This window comes from Cryobacterium sp. M91 (assembly GCF_002929615.1).
Taxonomy (GTDB): domain Bacteria; phylum Actinomycetota; class Actinomycetes; order Actinomycetales; family Microbacteriaceae; genus Cryobacterium; species Cryobacterium levicorallinum.
Genome location: NZ_PJJT01000084.1, coordinates 90,842 through 109,166 on the forward strand (window position 1 = coordinate 90,842; position 18,325 = coordinate 109,166).

General features: G+C 66.2%; 15 protein-coding genes. 11 read left to right on the plus strand and 4 right to left on the minus strand.

Annotation, left to right across the window (positions count from 1 at the left end; translation table 11 throughout):
* Positions 1–33 precede the first annotated feature (33 nt).
* The 3 genes from pdhA to CXY80_RS09850 all read left to right on the plus strand — a co-directional run bounded on the left by pdhA (position 34) and on the right by CXY80_RS09850 (position 3,604).
* Positions 34–1,128 (plus strand): pyruvate dehydrogenase (acetyl-transferring) E1 component subunit alpha, encoded by a 1,095-nt coding sequence (gene pdhA, locus CXY80_RS09840; protein ID WP_104132406.1) that lies wholly within the window; start codon positions 34–36, stop codon positions 1,126–1,128.
* An 86-nt stretch (positions 1,129–1,214) separates the two neighbouring features.
* Positions 1,215–2,174, plus strand: coding sequence for an alpha-ketoacid dehydrogenase subunit beta (locus CXY80_RS09845; protein ID WP_233195244.1), 960 nt, complete (start codon positions 1,215–1,217; stop codon positions 2,172–2,174).
* On the plus strand, positions 2,171–3,604 hold the full coding sequence (locus tag CXY80_RS09850; protein ID WP_104132407.1) for a dihydrolipoamide acetyltransferase family protein: 1,434 nt from the start codon (positions 2,171–2,173) through the stop codon (positions 3,602–3,604). Before CXY80_RS09845 ends, CXY80_RS09850 begins: the two co-directional genes overlap by 4 nt.
* Positions 3,605–3,707: 103 nt before the next feature.
* On the opposite strand, the gene CXY80_RS09855 is transcribed toward CXY80_RS09850, so the two are convergent.
* Positions 3,708–5,318, minus strand: coding sequence for an HNH endonuclease signature motif containing protein (locus tag CXY80_RS09855; RefSeq protein WP_104132408.1), 1,611 nt, complete (start codon positions 5,316–5,318; stop codon positions 3,708–3,710).
* A gap of 347 nt (positions 5,319–5,665) precedes the next feature.
* Between CXY80_RS09855 and CXY80_RS09860 the strand changes: the two genes are divergently transcribed.
* Positions 5,666–6,328, plus strand: coding sequence for a VOC family protein (locus CXY80_RS09860; protein ID WP_104132409.1), 663 nt, complete (start codon positions 5,666–5,668; stop codon positions 6,326–6,328).
* 129 nt (positions 6,329–6,457) lie between these two features.
* Here the strand turns inward: CXY80_RS09860 and CXY80_RS09865 are convergent, their stop codons facing one another.
* Positions 6,458–7,057, minus strand: coding sequence for a TetR/AcrR family transcriptional regulator (locus CXY80_RS09865; RefSeq protein ID WP_104132410.1), 600 nt, complete (start codon positions 7,055–7,057; stop codon positions 6,458–6,460).
* A 113-nt stretch (positions 7,058–7,170) separates the two neighbouring features.
* Between CXY80_RS09865 and CXY80_RS09870 the strand changes: the two genes are divergently transcribed.
* From CXY80_RS09870 to CXY80_RS09890, 5 genes are read left to right on the plus strand one after another with little or no spacing between them, the layout of a single operon-like run.
* The gene (locus CXY80_RS09870; protein WP_092449941.1) at positions 7,171–8,778 is read left to right on the plus strand and encodes a carboxyl transferase domain-containing protein; all 1,608 of its coding nucleotides are present in this window, start codon (positions 7,171–7,173) and stop codon (positions 8,776–8,778) included.
* An 8-nt stretch (positions 8,779–8,786) separates the two neighbouring features.
* Positions 8,787–10,856, plus strand: a complete 2,070-nt coding sequence (locus CXY80_RS09875) for a biotin carboxylase N-terminal domain-containing protein (protein ID WP_104132411.1) — start codon at positions 8,787–8,789, stop codon at positions 10,854–10,856.
* On the plus strand, positions 10,853–12,019 hold the full coding sequence (locus CXY80_RS09880; protein ID WP_092449938.1) for an acyl-CoA dehydrogenase family protein: 1,167 nt from the start codon (positions 10,853–10,855) through the stop codon (positions 12,017–12,019). Before CXY80_RS09875 ends, CXY80_RS09880 begins: the two co-directional genes overlap by 4 nt.
* A gap of 22 nt (positions 12,020–12,041) precedes the next feature.
* Positions 12,042–12,554 (plus strand): MaoC family dehydratase, encoded by a 513-nt coding sequence (locus tag CXY80_RS09885; protein ID WP_092449936.1) that lies wholly within the window; start codon positions 12,042–12,044, stop codon positions 12,552–12,554.
* Complete coding sequence (locus CXY80_RS09890) at positions 12,551–13,468, plus strand: CoA ester lyase (protein ID WP_104132412.1); 918 nt, start codon at positions 12,551–12,553, stop codon at positions 13,466–13,468. Before CXY80_RS09885 ends, CXY80_RS09890 begins: the two co-directional genes overlap by 4 nt.
* Positions 13,469–13,559: 91 nt before the next feature.
* On the opposite strand, the gene CXY80_RS09895 is transcribed toward CXY80_RS09890, so the two are convergent.
* Positions 13,560–14,063 carry a glutathione peroxidase gene (locus tag CXY80_RS09895; RefSeq protein WP_104132413.1) on the minus strand — a complete coding sequence of 168 codons (504 nt, stop codon included), beginning with the start codon at positions 14,061–14,063 and terminating at the stop codon, positions 13,560–13,562.
* A 351-nt stretch (positions 14,064–14,414) separates the two neighbouring features.
* Between CXY80_RS09895 and CXY80_RS19485 the strand changes: the two genes are divergently transcribed.
* The gene (locus CXY80_RS19485) at positions 14,415–14,582 is read left to right on the plus strand and encodes a hypothetical protein (RefSeq protein WP_158251629.1); all 168 of its coding nucleotides are present in this window, start codon (positions 14,415–14,417) and stop codon (positions 14,580–14,582) included.
* Positions 14,583–14,847: 265 nt separating this feature from the next.
* On the plus strand, positions 14,848–16,533 hold the full coding sequence (locus CXY80_RS09900; RefSeq protein ID WP_092449930.1) for a ribonuclease J: 1,686 nt from the start codon (positions 14,848–14,850) through the stop codon (positions 16,531–16,533).
* 81 nt (positions 16,534–16,614) lie between these two features.
* Here the strand turns inward: CXY80_RS09900 and CXY80_RS09905 are convergent, their stop codons facing one another.
* Complete coding sequence (locus CXY80_RS09905; RefSeq protein ID WP_104132414.1) at positions 16,615–18,228, minus strand: peptide chain release factor 3; 1,614 nt, start codon at positions 18,226–18,228, stop codon at positions 16,615–16,617.
* Positions 18,229–18,325: the final 97 nt, after the last annotated feature.

Genomic DNA, 18,325 nt, shown 5'->3' on the forward strand with positions numbered 1-18,325 from the left:
CGTCAACTTTAGCAATGACGCTCGGAGCGAACCATGATTGATTTCTCCCCTCAGCTGGTGCAACTTCTCTCGCTTGACGGCGAGCGGATGCCCCGGCCCGACTTCGACCCGTGGGTCGACGATCTTGACGGGCCGGCACTGCTGGCCCTGTACCGCGACATGGTCGTAGTGCGCCGGATCGACACCGAGGCGACCGCCCTGCAACGCCAGGGCGAACTCGGACTGTGGCCGCCGCTGCTCGGCCAAGAGGCTGCGCAGGTCGGGTCCGCTCGCGCCCTGCGCAGCGACGACTTCATCTTTCCGAGCTACCGGGAGAACGCCGTCGCCTACTGTCGCGGCGTCAACCTGACCGACATCGTCAAGGTCTGGCGCGGTAACGCCCAGTCCGGCTGGGACCCTTACACGGTCAATATGGCCACGCCGAACATCATCATCGGCGCGCAGACCCTGCACGCCACCGGGTGGGCGCTCGGCGCCCAGCGCGACGAAGTCGACTCGGTCGCCATCACCTACTTCGGCGACGGCGCCACCAGCCAGGGCGACGTCAACGAGGCCATGGTTTTCGCCGCAAGCTTTCAGGCCCCGGTGGTTTTCTTCTGCCAGAACAACCAGTGGGCCATCTCCGAACCGGTCGGGCTGCAAGCACACCGCAACATCGCCGATCGGGCACCGGGCTTCGGCATCCCGAGCCTGCGCATCGACGGCAACGACGTGATCGCGGTGATGGCGGCGACCAAGATCGCCCTCGACCGGGCCCGCACCGGCGGCGGCCCCACCTTCATCGAAGCGGTCACCTACCGCATGGGACCGCACACCACAGCGGATGACCCCACCCGCTACCGCGACCCGGCCGAACTCGCCGAATGGAAGACCCGCGATCCGCTGCTGCGGCTGCACCGGCTGCTGGAGCGGCTTGACGTGATCACCCCAGAGGTCGAAGCCGAGACCCAGGCCATCGCCGACCAGGTGGCTGCCGAACTACGCGCCGGCTGCATCGGCCTGGCCGACCCACAACCGCTGAGCGTGTTCGACCACGTGTACACCACCCCTAACGCGACCCTCGAGCGCCAGCGCACCGACTATGCCGGCTACCTCACGAGCTTCGGCACACCTGGAGAAGGACGATGACCATGACCACCCTGATGACCCCCGCCAGCTTGCCCGGCCTTGCTGCCCCGAAACCGGTCCCACTGACCGAGACCAAGACCCTCACCATGGGGAAGGCAATCAATGAGGGCCTGCGCCAGGCCATGCTCGACGACCCCAAGGTCGTGCTCCTCGGCGAGGACATCGGCGCCCTCGGCGGTGTCTTTCGGGTCACGAGCGATCTGCTCGCCCAGTTCGGCGCCCGCCGGGTTATTGACACACCCCTGGCCGAATCCGCGATTATCGGCACCGCGGTCGGACTGGCCTACCGCGGCTACCGTCCGGTCTGCGAGATTCAGTTTGACGGTTTCATCTTTCCCGGCTTCGACCAGATCGTCAGCCAGGTCGCCAAGTTCCACTACCGCACCCAGGGGGCCGTGCGCATGCCCATCACCATTCGGGTGCCGTTCGGCGGCGGCATCGGCGCGGCCGAACACCACTCCGAATCACCGGAGGCCTACTTCACCCACACCTCCGGCCTGCGGGTGATCGCCGTCTCCAACGCTCAGGACGCCTACAGCCTCATCCGGCAGGCCATCGCGAGCGACGACCCGGTGCTCTACTTCGAGCCCAAGCGTCGCTACCACGTCAAGGGTGAGGTCGTTCCCGAGCTCGGCGCCCCGATGGAGCAGGCCGTCATCGTCACTCCGGGAACGGATGTCACGCTCCTCACCTATGGCGCGCTGGTGTCGACCGCGAAGGATGCGGCGCTCGCTGCGGCCGACGAGGGCGTGTCGATCGAGGTCATCGACCTGCGGTCGCTGTCCCCGGTGGATTACGTGGTGGTGGAGGCATCCGTTCGCAAGACCGGGCGCTTGGTCGTGACCCACGAGGCGGCCCAGTCGGGTGGACTCGGCGGCGAGATCATCGCGACCGTCACTGAACGCTGCTTCAGCTATCTGGAATCCGCCCCGGTGCGGGTGACCGGCTTCGACGTGCCGTATCCGCCGGCCAAGCTCGAAAGTCACCACCTGCCCGGCCTGGACCGCATTCTCGACGGCGTCGACCGGGCGATGGGGCGACGATGATCAAGGTCTTCAAACTGCCCGACCTCGGTGAGGGGCTCACCGAATCAGAGATCGTCGCCTGGCTCGTGGCGCCGGGCGATGCGGTCACGCTCAACCAGCACATCGCCGACGTCGAAACGGCCAAGGCCGTGGTCGAACTGCCGAGCCCGTTCGCCGGTGTGGTGAGTGAGCTGCACTGTCCGGCCGGTGTGGTCGTGCACGTCGGCGAGCCGATCGTCAGCTTCGACGTGGGTGGCGACGCCGACACCCCCGATACCGGTGCAACGGATGCTGCGGCCCCCGCCCAAGCCGAGAAGCGCGAGGCCAACCTGGTCGGCTACGGACCTGCCGTCGAGAGCGGCGGGCACCCGCAGCGCCGGGCCCGGCCGGGTGACGGCGTGACGGTCTCAGCCGGCGGGCCCGCCGTTGCCGAGGCTGATGGTTCCGCTGGCGGTCAGGCCGCTGGCAACACGGCAGTGCCGGCTGCGTCCGTCGGCCGGGCAGCGGCAGCCCCCGGAACGTCTGCCGTCTCCGACCAGCCCGCCGCAGCATCCGTTGCAGACCGGCCGCGCTCGACCCCGCCGGTGCGCGCCCTGGCCCGCGATCTCGGTATCGACCTCACCACGGTCACCGGGACCGGGCGCGACGGCCTGATCACCAGAGATGACGTGCGCGCCCACATCACCGAGTCGGTGCCGGCGACCGGTCTGCCCGTATCGACGCCCGACGGATCCGGGTCAGGAGAGTTCGAGCGTGAGACCCGCGCGCCGATCAAGAGCCTGCGCAAGCTCACGGCCGAGGCCATGGTGCAGAGCGCATTCACGGCACCGCACGTGACCGAATTCCTCACCATCGACGTCACGCCGACCGTGGAACTGCTCGATTCCCTGCGCGCTGACCGGGCCTTTGCCGATGCCGGCATTGGAATCCTGACCGTGGTGGCCAAAGCACTCTGCCTCGCCGTTGGCCGCACGCCCGCGGTGAACACCCGGTGGGATGAATCGGCCGGCGAAATCGTTCAGTTCCACTACGTGAACCTCGGCATCGCCGCGGCCACCCCGCGTGGACTGATGGTGCCGAACATCGTCGACGCCGACCGGCTCGACCTGCGCGGCCTCGCCGCGGCGCTCGCCGAACTGACGACGGCGGCCCGGGCTGGCACGACAGCCCCGGCGGCACTGTCCGGCGGCACGATCACGATCACGAACATTGGGGTGTTCGGCATCGATGCCGGAACGCCCATTTTGAACCCGGGGGAGGCGGCGATCCTCGCGATGGGCGCCATTCGCTCGCGGCCCTGGGAGTATCGCGGTCAGATTGCGTTGCGCAAGGTGCTCACGCTCAGCCTGTCATTCGATCACCGTCTGGTCGATGGCGAGCAGGGCTCCCGCTTTCTCGCCGACATCGGCACCATCCTCGCCGACCCCGCTCGGGTTCTGACCATGGTCTAGCCCTCTCACAGCACGGCGGAGGTGCGGTGGCGCTGACAGGCGCCCTGGTCCGTTGATCCAGTTCTTGCACCAGCAGCGTCAACCGCTCTAATTCGCATGGACTTCACGTGCGCCAGGGCGGTTCGGGGCTGGGAGTGTTGGCCCGGTGGCTTTGTCCCGGGCGCCACGTCTGAGACGGGTCCCAGACCAGGGGGCCGCGTACTTGAGGCCGACCGTCTTTCATGCGAATTTTCCATCCACTGGTCTCAATCGTGTGGTGATGGAACCAACATAGGAGACACCCGTTGTCGACGTTGGTCGGTCCGCCCTTTCCGGCCGGGAGTACGTGGTGGACTTCGGTCCAGCGGGCGGGGATGGTGCAGCCGGGGATGATGCAGCCTCCGTCGCGGGCGGCGATGGCGGCGCGCTGTTTGGGGGTGAAGCAGCGGACTTTGTCGCCGAGGTAGAGGACGTCGCCGTTGTCGCCGAAGATGATTTTTTGGGCGCCGCGGGAGCAGATCGTCTCTTTCACCCGGCGCATGCTGACGGGGGCTTCGACGCCGTCGATCCAGCCGACGCCGCGGCCTGCGTTGAGGTCGGTGGCGTTGACGTGGATCATGACGATGGGGGCGGCGCCGCCCATGGTCGGGGTCTTGGGGTCGCGCGCGGCCGCCTGGAAGACGTCGCGGAAAATGTCGGCACGTTTCTCACCCGCAGTGCGGCGGTCCCCGTCGAACCGGGTGTCCCCGCTGTACTGTTCAGAGCTGTACTGTTCAAAGCTGTATCGTTCGGCGCTGTATTGGTCGGCGCTGAAGCGTTCGGTGTTTCCGTCTGCCTCATCAATACCATCTAGTGTGGCGCCGTCGGTGCTGCCGTCGGTGCTGCCGTCGGTGCTGCCGTCGAGGGACTCGGTGGGCAGGAACATGGGGGTGCGTGACCTGGCCGACAGGCAGGTGTCGAAGAGGGTGTCCATGATGCCGCGCAGTTCGGGGGTGACGTCGGCCCGCAGCGGGTAGAGACCGTTGCGCAGCAGCCCGAACGTCAGGGTGCTCTTCGCCTCGGTCACGTCGTCGTTCGGGGCGGTGCCGTCGGGGTCGAGGCGGGCCTGCCATTCCATTGCCTGCGCGCGCAGCACGTCGGGGGCGAAGCGGATGCCCGCGCCGGGCAGTCCGGCCGTCTCCGGGGTGATGGCACCAGTGGCGGTGGCGACGAGGGCGCGTTCAACTCGGTCGAGGTCGTCGGGCATGACTTTCCCCTCGAGGGCGGTGAGGGTGCTGACGATGATCTCGGCTGATTCCACGCTGAGTTCGCCGCTGCCCAGGCCGTCGGCGATGACTGGGTACCGGGCGGGGATGGGCAGGCCGAGTGGGGTGAGTTCCACCGCGGTCTCACCGAGCTTGAGGCGCCGTTTGACCTCGCGGCCGGAGATGCCGGCGAGCTGGGTGATGAACTTGACCCGGTTGCGGCATCCGTTCTGGTAGGCCAGCGATCCGTTGCCGAGGTCGGTTTCGGCGCTCACGCCGATGTCGGTGGTAGCGCGTAGCCTGGCCCCATCGACCTTGCGGCCCAGCCCTCCCAATGCCGCGAGAACGGCAACGGCTTCGGCAACCTCGAGCTGACCAAACCGTACCGCGTCGACCACAGAAGCGAGCAACGCGCCGACCTGGGCAATGACCGAAACGCGGGACCCCTCTGGTACGGAGCCGGCTGCGGCGGGCGGGGCAGTGAGGGTCATGGCGTCGATGCCTCCTTCACCCACAATTATAGCCGAAATCAACCCCAAACGCGAGCAAATCTCAGTAATCTGGTGACGTGAAATCAGAAATTAATTCGCATTCGAGAGCGGTTGAACTGTTACTTCGGCCTTCCTGGAGCAACCGTTGCCCCGTTCTCGCGAGCTCAGGCAGACACACAACGCCGTAGTAACCGCGCAGGGCCGTGACGGCCTACTGCCGACCATCCGTCATGGCTTCGATTGCCGGGTCAGTAAGGGGTAGGCGGATCACCATCAAAGCTTGCGCAATCGGGTTTCAGTGGACGCGGGCAGTTGACCCGGGTGCGGTGGCGGAGGACAGTTGAGGCATGAACGCTCATGGTGCACTCCTCGCCCCCTTCACGACGAAGAAGCAGTTGACGGGCACCGCTTTTGTGCACCTCGACGGATTCCTGCACGCCGCTTTCCGCACCAAGGACTTCGCCTCCGCCCTGGAACTGGTCAACCGGGTCGGCGACGTGGCCGAGTCGATGAACCACCACCCCGACGTGCGCCTCGGCTACGGCAGCGTCTCACTCACCCTGACCTCGCACGATGCCGGGGGAGTCACCGCGCGTGACCTAGAGCTCGCCGTGCGAGTTCAGCAGATCGCCGATACCCTCGGTGCCACTGCCCACGACCAACAGCCGACCCGCTACGACATCGCGATCGACTGTACCGACGCGGATGCCGTGCGCCCATTCTGGCGGGTCGGCCTCGGCTATACCGAAGTCGCCGGCGACGACGGCATCGAACTCGTCGACCCACGCGGCCTCGCCCCGAAGGTCTGGTTTCAGCACATGGAAATCGCCCGCATCGCCCGCAACCGCATCCACCTCGACGTCTACGTTCCGAGCGACGATGCCGAAGACCGGGTCGCGGCCGTACTAGAAGTCGGCGGCGTGCTGCTCACCGACGAACACGCGCCCGACTGGTGGGTACTCGCCGATGTCGAAGGCAACGAGCTCTGCGTCTGCACCGCCGCCTTCTGACGCCGCTTTCCGGCTGGTCTTGCGGTAAGGACTGCGTTCTGGTTCCGTAGGGCGCGACCGCCACGGGTCGCGATTCCGACCGCAGCCCGATCCGTACGTCATTAACGAGGAATACTGCGCTCGGGATCGCTAGGCGCTCGGCAGGCCCAGAGCCGCGAGCGCCATCTCCTCGAGCAGGGCGCGCACGGCGGGCTGCGCCGAGGTGCGGGCGCTGTGTGGTGTTGAGTTCAGGAGCCCGAAGGTCGCATGGGCCCGAATGCGGAGCAGGGCTTCGTTACCCGAGGGGTGCACGCGCTTCAGCACCTCCACCCAGAGTTCCACATACTCGCGCTGCAGCAGCCGCACCCGGTGGCGGTCGGCCTCGGCGAGGCTGTCCAGGTCGCGGTCCTGCACTCGGATCACATCGGGGTTGGACAGGGCGAAGTGCACGTGAAAGCGCACCAGCTCGCGCAGGGCGGCCGCGGCATCCGTTGTTTCGGAAACGACCGCATGGCCGCCGGCCACGAGATCCTGGCTCACGTCGATGAGCAGCGCAGCGAGCACGGCCTGCTTGCCGCTGAAATGTCGGTAGACGGCGGGCCCGCTCACTCCGGCGGCAGCGCCGAGGTCTTCGATCGAGACCCCGTTGAATCCGGACTGGGAGAAGAGCGTGGCCGCGGCGCTGAGCAGGGCCGAACGACGGTCGGCTTTGGCCTGGCTGCGCGGCGTCGTTTCTATCGGGGCGCTCATGCGAACCTTTCAACTAGACATTTCAGTTAATCACGACTAACCTGAATTTCAGTTAGTAATCACTAACTGTAGTTGATGCCGGGTGCTCCGGCCTCACCAATGGGAAGATGTCGATGGAGACACTCGCGAGTCAGCTCGACTCCTCTGCTCAAGCCTTTGTCACCAATGACGCCGCCCAGCGGCAGCTCGTGACCGACCTGAAACAGCGCCTCGCCACTGCCGCGCTCGGCGGGCCGGAGAAGTCCCGGCAGCGTCACCTCGCCCGCGGCAAGCTGTTGCCGCGCGAGCGCATCGACCAACTGCTCGATACCGGCAGCCCGTTTCTCGAAATCGCGCCGCTCGCCGCGACCGGCCTGTACAACGACGACAGCCCCGGCGCTGGCGTCATCGCCGGCATCGGGCTCGTGCACGGCCGCTACGTGCTCGTGATCTCCAACGACGCCACGGTCAAGGGCGGCACCTACTACCCGATGACGGTGAAGAAGCACCTGCGAGCCCAGGAAATCGCCCTCGAGAACCGACTGCCCTGCATCTACCTCGTCGACTCCGGCGGCGCCTTTCTGCCGATGCAAGACGAGGTCTTCCCCGACCGCGACCACTTCGGCCGCATCTTCTACAACCAGGCACGGATGTCCGCGGCCAAGATCCCGCAGATTGCCGCGGTCATGGGATCCTGCACCGCCGGAGGCGCCTACGTTCCGGCGATGAGCGACGAGACCGTGATCGTGCGCAATCAAGGGACCATCTTCCTGGGCGGCCCGCCGCTCGTGAAGGCCGCGATCGGCGAGATCGTCACAGCGGAGGAGCTCGGCGGTGGCGACCTACATGCCCGCGTCTCCGGCGTCACCGACCACCTCGCCGAAAACGACGAGCACGCCCTGCAGATCGTGCGCGACATCGTTTCCACCCTGCCTCGCGTTCATGCCCCGGCGTGGCAGGTACTGCCCACCATCGACCCGGTCGCCGACGAGAGCGAACTCTACGGAGCCGTCCCGGTCGACGTGCAGGGCCAGTATGACGTGCACGAAGTCATCGCGCGCCTCGTCGACGGCAGCGAATTCCACGAATTCAAACGCGAGTACGCCACCACGCTGGTGACCGGGTTTGCGCACATCCACGGCCACCCGGTGGGCATCGTCGCCAACAACGGCATCCTGTTCGCTGACTCCGCGCTCAAGGGTGCCCACTTCATCGAGCTGTGCGACCAGCGCGGCATACCGCTGCTGTTTCTGCAGAACATCTCCGGGTTCATGGTCGGTAAGGACGCCGAGGCCGGCGGTATCGCCAAGCACGGCGCCAAAATGGTCACCGCCGTCGCCACCACCCGGGTGCCCAAGCTCACCGTCGTCATCGGTGGCTCCTTCGGCGCCGGCAACTATTCCATGTGCGGCCGGGCCTACTCGCCGCGCTTTCTCTGGATGTGGCCGGGCAGCCGCATCTCCGTGATGGGTGGTCCGCAGGCCTCCGCCGTGCTCGCGACCGTGAAGCGGGAGCAGATCGAGGGCGGCGGTGATGAGTGGTCGGCCGAGGCCGAGTCCGCGTTCAAGGACCCGATCCTGGCGAAGTACGAGACCCAGGGTAGCCCGTACTATTCCACCGCCCGGCTCTGGGACGACGGCGTCATCGACCCCGCCGACACCCGCATGGTGCTCGGGCTTGCCCTGGCCGTCTGCGCGACCGCGCCGCTCGGCGAGTCCGCCTTCGGCCTCTTCCGAATGTGAGTGAGCCCATGACCTTTGACACCGTGCTGGTCGCCAATCGCGGGGAGATCGCGTGCCGCATCATCCGCACGCTGCGGGAGCGGGGCATCCGCTCAATCGCCGTCTTTAGCGACGCCGACCGCACCGCGCGACACGTATTCCAAGCGGATGCCGCGGTGCGCCTCGGCGGCGCCGCCCCGGCCGACAGCTACCTCAACTTCGAGGCCGTTCTGGCCGCTGCGGCGCGAACCGGAGCGCAGGCCATCCACCCCGGCTACGGATTTCTCAGCGAGAATCAGGCCTTCGCCCAGGCCTGCGCCGACGCCGGCATCGCCTTCATCGGTCCGAGCGTGCACGCGCTGAACGTGATGGGCGACAAGATCCGCTCGAAGAACCACGTGGCCGGCTACGGGGTGCCGATTATCCCCGGGGTCGCTCAGCCGGGCCTCAGCAACGAGCAGTTGATCCAAGCGGCCGTCGATGTGGGTTATCCGATGCTCATCAAGCCCTCCGCCGGCGGCGGAGGCAAGGGAATGCACGTGGTGGAACGCGCTGAAGACCTGCCCGCCATCCTCGAGACGGCCCGCCGCGTGGCGCTGAGCGCCTTCGGCGACGACACCCTGCTGCTCGAACGGCTCGTGTCGACTCCGCGGCACATCGAGGTGCAGGTGCTCGCCGACAACCACGGCGCCGTCATCCACCTCGGCGAGCGTGAGTGCTCGCTGCAGCGGAGGCATCAAAAGGTCATCGAGGAGGCGCCGTCGCCCCTGCTCGACGCGGCCACCCGGGCGCGCATCGGGGAGGCAGCCTGCGCCGCCGCCCGCAGCGTGGGCTACAGCGGCGCCGGAACCGTGGAATTTCTGGTCTCCGCGACCGCGCCCGACGAATTCTTCTTCATGGAGATGAACACCCGCCTACAGGTGGAACACCCGGTCACCGAGCTGGTCACCGGCCTTGATCTGGTCGACTGGCAGCTGCGCATTGCCGAGGGGGAGCCGCTCACGGTCACCCAGAGCGACATATGCCTCACGGGGCATGCAATCGAGGCCCGGGTCTACGCCGAGAATCCCGGGCGCGGCTTTCTGCCGACCATCGGCACGGTGCTGCAGCTGCACGAGGCGACCGGCGAGGGAGTTCGGGTCGACAGTTCGTTGATGCCGGGCCTGACCATCGCCTCGCACTACGACCCGATGCTCGCCAAGGTGATCGCCTGGGCTCCCACCCGGCTGGAGGCGTTGAACCGACTCGACCGGGCGCTCGCCGACACCGTGGTGCTCGGCGTGCAGACCAACACCGAGTACCTGCGGCTGCTCCTAGCGGATGCCGACGTGCGCGCCGGCCGCCTCGACACCGGTCTGATCGAACGCAAGCTTCCGGGCCTCAAGTTTCAGGGAGCCGACGAGCACGTACTCGCCGCCGTGGCATTGTTCCTGCACGGGCGCGCCTTCGCCGGGTCGGAATTGGCCGCGTCTAGTCTGGCCGACGTGAACGGCGTGTGGACGCGGCCGAGCGGGTGGCGGGCGGGTTCGCCACGACCGGTGCGCTACTCGCTGGGAATGCGCGCGACCGAATCCATTGACGTGCGGGTAGTGGGGGAGCCGGGGATGGCATCCGTTTCTATCGGTGACGGCCCGGCCGTCGAAGCCGGACTCCTGCGCGTCGGAGACGGCGCGTGCAGCGTCGACTACGGCGGCGAGACCCGGGTGTATGCCATCGAACAGTCCGGGGCCAGCGTGTACATCGGCGCCGACGGCTTCTCGCTCGAACTACGCCACCGCTCCCGGGCCGAGCAGCTCGCGGAACACCTCCTCAGCCGTGACCGGGTGCCTGGTGCGGTCAGTCCAGACGTGCGCTCGCCGATGCCCGGCACCGTCATCGCGGTGCACGCCGCCACCGGTGACGTGGTCACAGCAGGGCAGACCATCCTCGTAGTCGAGGCCATGAAGATGGAACACAAACTCGTGGCCGCCACGGCGGGCCGCGTCACCGTGAACCTCAAGACCGGCGACCTCGTGGTCCTCGACCAGATCGTCGCCACCGTCACACCAGAAACCAGCACTACCCCCGGAACCAGCGCAGACAAGGAAGACTCAGAATGAGCTACGAACTCACCACCGAATACCAGGCGCTCAGCGACACCGTTCGCGATTTCGCCGACACCGTCGTCGCGCCCGCCGCCTACGAGTACGACACCAAGCGCAGCCTGCCCTATGGCATCATCGCCCAGATGGGGGAGCTGGGGCTCTTCGGTCTGCCGTTCCCGACGGAGTACGGCGGCCAGGGCAGCGATTACTTCGCGCTCTGCCTCGCGGTCGAGCAGCTTGCGCGCGCCGACCAGAGTATCGCTGTCACCCTCGAAGCCGGGGTCGGCCTCGGCATCATGCCGGTGTACCGCAGCGGCACCGAGGCACAGAAAGAGGAGTGGGTTCCGCGCCTCGCGAGTGGCTCGGCGCTCGCCGCGTTCGGCCTCACCGAAGCGGATGCCGGATCGGACGCCGCGGGCACCAAGACCACCGCCGCATTGGACGGCGGCGAATGGGTCATCAACGGCACGAAGCAGTTCATCACCAACTCCGGCTCGGACATCACCCGGCTCGTCACGGTGACCGCCGTCACGGGGGAGTCCACCCGCGCGGACGGTTCGATCAAGAAGGAACTCACCGCCATCCTGGTGCCGACGCCGACCCCCGGTTTCACGGCACTGCCGCCGTACGACAAGGTGGGCTGGCACACGTCGGACACGCATCCGCTCGTGTTCGACAATGTGCGGGTGCCGGAAGCCAACCTGCTCGGGGAGCGCGGCCGTGGTTTCGCGAACTTCGTGCAGACCCTCGACGAGGGTCGCGTCGCTTTCGCCGCGCTGTGCACCGGCGCCGCCCAGGGCTGCCTGGAAGAATCCATCCGCTACGCCAACAGCCGCAACGTGTTCGGCCGCTCGATCGGATCCAACCAGCACATCGCCTTCAAGATCGCTCGGATGCAGGCGCGCGTGCACACCGCGCGTCTCGCCTACTACGACGCGGCGCTGAAAATGATCAACGGCAAGCCGTTCAAGATGGAGGCTTCGATCGCCAAGATGGTCGGCAGCGAAGCGGCCATGGACAACGCCCGCGATGCCACCCAGATCTTCGGCGGATACGGATTCATGAACGAAAACCCGGTCGCCCGGCACTATCGTGATTCCAAGGTGCTCGAGCTCGGCGAGGGCACAACCGAGGTGCAGCTCATGGTCATTTCGCGGGCCCTGGGTTTCGCCGGCTGACCTGACGAAATTGGAGAAGCGGATGCCCGATTCCAGTACGAAGGAGCTGCAGCCGGAGGAGCGCCACCCAGTTCAGCAGCGCGGCCTGTACTTCGAGGAGTTCGACCTGAAGGCGCTCTACCAGCATCGCCCCGGCCGCACCGTGACCGAGGCCGACAACGTGCTGTTCACGACGATGACCATGAATACCCAATCCCTGCACCTCGACGCGGCCTGGTCGGCAACGCAGCCGTTCGGTGAACGCCTGGTCAATTCCATGTTCACCCTCTCGACCATGGTGGGCAGTTCGGTCGCCCAGTTGACCCAGGGCACGATCGTGGCGAACCTGGGTTTTTCGGCCGTGACGTTTCCGCATCCGCTGCACCACGGCGACACCCTTTATTCGGAGACCATCGTGACCGACAAACGGCTGTCGAAGAGCCGGCCGGGGCAGGGCATCATCACGCTCGAACACAGGGGACGCAACCAGCACGGCGTCATCGTCGGCACGGCCGTGCGCACCGTGCTGGTCTGGTGTCGGGGGGCAGCAGAATGAGCGGCCCGTTCGACGGGGGCCCACTCGATCCCGACCCGTTTGAGGAGTATCCGGCCGGCCCCGACCCCTTCGACGACAGCCCGAGCGGGTTGAGCCCCTTTACTCCGGCCCCGTTCACCCTCGGACCGGCGCTGCTGTTCTGCCCGGCCGACCGTCCCGAACGCTACGCGAAGGCCGTTGAGCGCGCCGACGCGGTCATTCTCGACCTCGAAGACGCCGTCGCGCCCGCAGCCCGGGCCGACGCGCGTCGGGCGCTGATTGAGCATCCACTCGACCCGATGCGCACGATCGTGCGCATCAATCCGGCCGACACTGCCGACTTCGCGCTCGACCTGGCCGCGCTGGAGCGCACGGAGTACCGCGATGTGATGCTCGCCAAGACGGTCAGTTTCGGCCAGGTCGAGATGCTCGATGACTTCCGAGTGATCGCGCTCTGCGAGACCGCCGCCGGTGTCATCTCCGCGCCCGAGATTGCCGCGGCACGAAACGTCGTCGCGCTCATGTGGGGTGCCGAAGACCTGGTCGCGTCACTCGGTGGCAGCTCCAGCCGGTTCCCCGACGGCCGCTACCGCGACGTCGCTCGCCAGGCCCGCTCCCAGGTGTTGTTGGCCGCCCGAGCACACGACAAGGCCGCGATCGACACCGTGCACCTCGACATCACCGACACGGCCGGGCTCAGCGACGAGGCTGCGGATGCCGTCGCGAGCGGCTTCACCGCCACCGCGTGCATCCACCCCAGCCAGGTGGAGGTCATTCGGTCGGCGTACCAGCCGACCACCGCCGAGGTCGACTACGCCCTCGGGCTGCTCGAGGCCGCCGCCAGTGCGCGCGGCGTCTTCCAGCACGAGGGCCGCATGATCGACGGCCCCGTGCTGCGTCACGCCGAGGCCGTGCTGCGCCGCGCAGCCGGCTGAAATTCTCCGGGCCCACCTGAGAGTCCTGGGCCCATGATCCAGCATGGGCCCACTTTCCGGGCCCGGGCACGGGAGGTAGAGACGCGAGGGGCTAGGCGGCTTTGGTGGCCAGAACCTTTTCGATCGCGTCGACGATCTCGGTCGACTCCGGTTCCACCGAGGAGGCGAAGCGGTCCACGATCTCACCGGTCGGTGTCACCAGAAACTTCTCGAAGTTCCACTTGATCAGACCGGGGAACAGGCCCTGCTTGAACTTCGTCAGCTCCGCGTAGAGCGGATGCTGGTGCTTTCCGCGCACATCGACCTTGGCTGTCATCGGGAAGGTCACGCCGTAGGTCATGCCGCAGAATTGGGCGATGTCCTCCTCGGTGCCGGGCTCCTGGCCCATGAACTGGTTGCTCGGCAGCCCAAGCACGACCAGCCCGTCGTCGGCGTAACGCTCGTAGAGTGCCTCCAGTCCAGCGTACTGCGGCGTGAAGCCGCACTTCGAGGCCACGTTGACGACGAGAACCGTCTTGCCCTGGTAGGCGCCGAAGGTGGTTTCTGTTCCGTCGATGAGGGTGAGGGGGATGTCATACAGCGCAGAAGAAGTCATTACAGAATTTTATCGACTTTAGTCTCCATGCTGGCTGCACGGTACCTGTGTAGCTGTAGGCCATCCTGTAACTGCATGGCGCCTGTGTAGATCGTGCATTTCCCCCAAATGGGTGGCACGCTGCGGTATTCTTAGTGCAGCTCAGAAATCATGGCGGTCCATTAGAGGATCCGGGTTTCTGCAGCCCGCGCGGCGCAGCGCATTTTCCCCGCCGACCGGGCCATCACCCCAGTTTCACTCGAACCAGCTCCTCGCAGACACGCCTGTGCGTTTTGCGAGGACTCTCGAACGTGACTGGGTGCTCTGTCTGACTGTCGGCATCCGCTTTCACTCAATTGCACCAGGAGCACCGTGAATTCCTACGTATCGAAGCCCACGACACTCACGACCACCGCCAACGAGTACGTCACCCACGACGTTCGCCGAGCGATCACCGCCACCGGCTACGTCAGCGGCACCGCGCGGCACCTCGAGGCCGGCGGATACGTGTCGGCGCAGGCCGCGCCGTGTAGTCGTTAACCAGACCGACCGCCAAGGTCGATGACACGAATCAGGGGACTCCGCCGAGCGCGGGGCCCCTTTTTCGTGCCCAAAACTCCGATCGTGGATGCGTCGGTAGACTAGGGAGGTATCTGGCCGGTATTTTGCTTGCCCGCCAGACACGACACGAGGTACGCGTATGCGCGCTGAGGCCCCCTGAGTATTGCTCGTCGGTCTTTCGCATGCCCGATCTCGGTCCCCACACACCTGGACATGCAGTATCGCAGACAACGAAATGAGATTCATGAATAACCACTACCTCGACCTGAGCACTCCGCCGGCATTGCCGGCCCGCGGCATGCGCATCATCCCGCTCGGAGGCCTCGGCGAGATCGGCCGCAACATGACCGTCTTCGAGCACAAGGGAAAGCTGCTCATCATCGACTGCGGCGTTCTCTTCCCCGAGGACAACCAGCCCGGCATCAACGTGATCCTGCCTGACTTCACGGCCATCCGCGACCGCCTGCAGGACATCGAAGCCATTGTGCTCACCCACGGTCACGAAGACCACATCGGCGCCGTACCCTACCTGCTCAAGGAACGCGGCGACATTCCCGTCGTCGGCTCCAAGCTCACCCTGGCCTTCCTCGCCGCCAAGCTGCAGGAGCACCGCCTCAGCCAGAACTTCATCGAGGTGAAAGAGGGCGAGCGCCGCACGATCGGCCAGTTCGACCTCGAATTCATCGCCGTGAACCACTCCATCCCCGACGGCCTGGCCATCGCCATCCGCACCGAGGCCGGCCTCGTGCTCGCCACCGGTGACTTCAAGATGGACCAGTTCCCGCTCGACAAGCGCCTCACCGACCTGGGCGCCTTCGCGCGTCTGGCCGAAGAGGGCGTGGATCTGTTCATGACCGACTCGACCAACGCCGAGGTTCCCGGCTTCACCACTGCCGAGAAGGATATCGGACCGGCAATCGACACCGTGTTCCGCACCTCCCCGCGCCGCATCATCGTGTCGAGCTTCGCCAGCCACGTGCACCGCATCCAACAGGTCATCGACGCTGCCGTCAAACACAACCGCAAGGTCGCGTTCGTCGGCCGCTCCATGGTGCGCAACATGGGGATTGCGAGCGAGCTCGGCTACCTCAACGTTCCCAAGGGCCTGATCGTCGATATGAAGGCGCTCGAGCGTATGAAGGACGACAAGGTCGTTCTCATCTGCACCGGTTCGCAGGGGGAGCCGATGGCAGCCCTCTCGCGCATGGCAAACCGCGAACACGTCATCAAGATCGGCGAGGGCGACACCGTGCTACTCGCGAGCTCGCTGATCCCCGGCAACGAGAACTCCATCTACCGCGTCATCAACGGCCTGATTCGTTGGGGTGCCAACGTTGTGCACAAGGGCAACGCCAAGGTGCACGTCTCCGGCCACGCGAGCGCCGGCGAGCTCGTCTACTGCTACAACATCGTCAAGCCGGTCAACGTCATGCCGATCCACGGTGAATGGCGTCACCTCACGGCCAACGCCGACCTCGCCATCCAGACCGGCGTCCCCTCGGAGAACGTCATCGTCGTCGAAGACGGCGTCGTTGTCGACCTCATCGACGGCCACGCCAAGGTCACCGGCCGCGTTGTCGCCGACTACGTCTTCGTTGACGGCATGACCGTCGGCGGGGCAGCATCCGCTGCGATGGAAGATCGTCGTAAGCTCGCCGAGGACGGCACCATCACCATTCTCGGAATCCTCAACGCCAAGACCGGCACTCTCTCCGAGCCCGTCGAGTTCCTGGCGCGCGGATTCGTGCACGACGACGAGTGGGTCAAGGGCGCCACCAAGGTCATCGATGAGGCCATGAAGGCCGCGAACCGCATCAAGATCGTGGACGGCGCCGAGCTCGAGGATCTATTCACGCAGTCCGTGAGCCGTTGGATGAACCGCAAGTACCGTCGCAGCCCCGTCATCACCTCCGTGGTCGTCGATGCGTAACCGCTGCATCACCTAGCTGCTACAGCACGAGAAAGGCCGCATCCTCCACGAGGATGCGGCCTTTCTGGTTAGTGAAACACGCTACATAAAGTCGTCGGCCGTCGCGTTCGCAATGTCGATCAGCACGAGCTTCGGGTTCTCCTTGGCAATGGCCTGCAACCGCCACGGCGTGCTGAACAGGGCGAGCAGCGTGCCGTCGGAGCGGGTGAACACCTCCACCTGGCGGGTTCCGGCGAGCACGAGCGCGCTCTCCTTGTCGGTCTTGCGGGCCACCTGGTATGGCAGCGCTTCCATGCGGATATCGGCGTGAAAGTCGTGCACCATGCGGTCTTCGACGACCTCGAACTGCATCGGTCCGACGGCACCGAGCACCGGGGCCTGCTCGCCGCGCACCTCTGAGCGCATCACCTGGATGACGCCCTCATGGTCGAGCTGGTCGATGCCGCGGCGAAACTGCTTGTGCTTGCTGCTGTCTACCGGGCGAATGGCGCGAAAGTGTTCGGGCGAGAACAGTGGTAGCGGCGGAAACTCCACCCGCTCGTCTTCGAAGATCGAGTCGCCCACCCGCAGCGCCGACGCGTTCACGAGTCCGACGATGTCGCCGGGCCAGGCCCGGTCGGTGACGGTACGTTCCTTGCCGAACAATTGCTGGGCATACTTCGTGGCAAAGGGCCGGCCGGTCGCGGCGTGGGTGACGATCATGCCGCGGCGAAATTCGCCGGAGCAGACGCGCACGAAGGCCACGTGGTCGCGGTGCGCCGAGTTCATGCCGGACTGCACCTTGAACACAAACCCCGAGAACGGCGAGGTGACCTTGCGCGGGTTGCCATCGATATCGATGCGGGCTTCGGCCGGCGGCGCGAACTCGACCAGGGTGTCGAGCAGCTGCTGCACCCCGAAGTTCGCCACGGCCGCGCAGAATAGCACCGGGGTGGTCTGGCCGTCGAGAAACAGCTCGGAGTCGTGATTCTGCGACTCAGCGTCGAGCAGCTCAGATTCTTCGACAGCGGATGCCCAGGCCGGGCCCTCTTCTTTGGCCGCGTCACCCGCATCCAGCCGCACCGATTCGGCCACGGTCGCGCCACCAGCCGTGCGGGTGTAACGCAGAAAATCACCGGAACGGCGATCGAGCACACCGCGCAGGTCGCCGGCCTCGCCGACCGGCCAGTTCAACGGCGTCGGCAGCAGACCGGTACGGGTCTGGATCTCATCCATCAGGGCCAGGGGGGTGTCGCCCGGCCGGTCCCACTTATTGATGACGGTGATGACGGGAAGCCCGCGCTGCTTGCAGACCGCGAACAGCTTCATGGTCTGCGGCTCGAGACCCTTGGCGGCGTCGACGAGCATCACCGCGGCATCCACTGCCGAGAGCACCCGAAAGGTGTCCTCGGAAAAGTCGGCGTGGCCGGGGGTATCGACGAGGTTGATCACGGCGTCGTGGTACTCGAACTGAATCGCGGCGCTCGTGACCGAGATGCCGCGAGCCTTTTCCATCTCCATCCAGTCGGAGACGGTACCGCTGCGGCCGGCCTTGCCGTGCGTGGCTCCGGCGGAAGTGATGGCGCGGGCGTGCAGCAGCAGTGCTTCGGTCAGCGTGGACTTTCCGGCGTCCGGGTGAGAGATCACGGCGAAGGTGCGGCGCCTGCGAGCCTCACGGGGAACCTGAGGGTTGGGCACGGAGGCGTCGGTGGTCATGGCTGCTTTCCTGCGGCTGATTCGGGCAGGATACCTCGCCAGAAGATCGAATAGTCGATTCGATAACCGGCGGCCCAGGGCGGATGTGCGCCTGCAC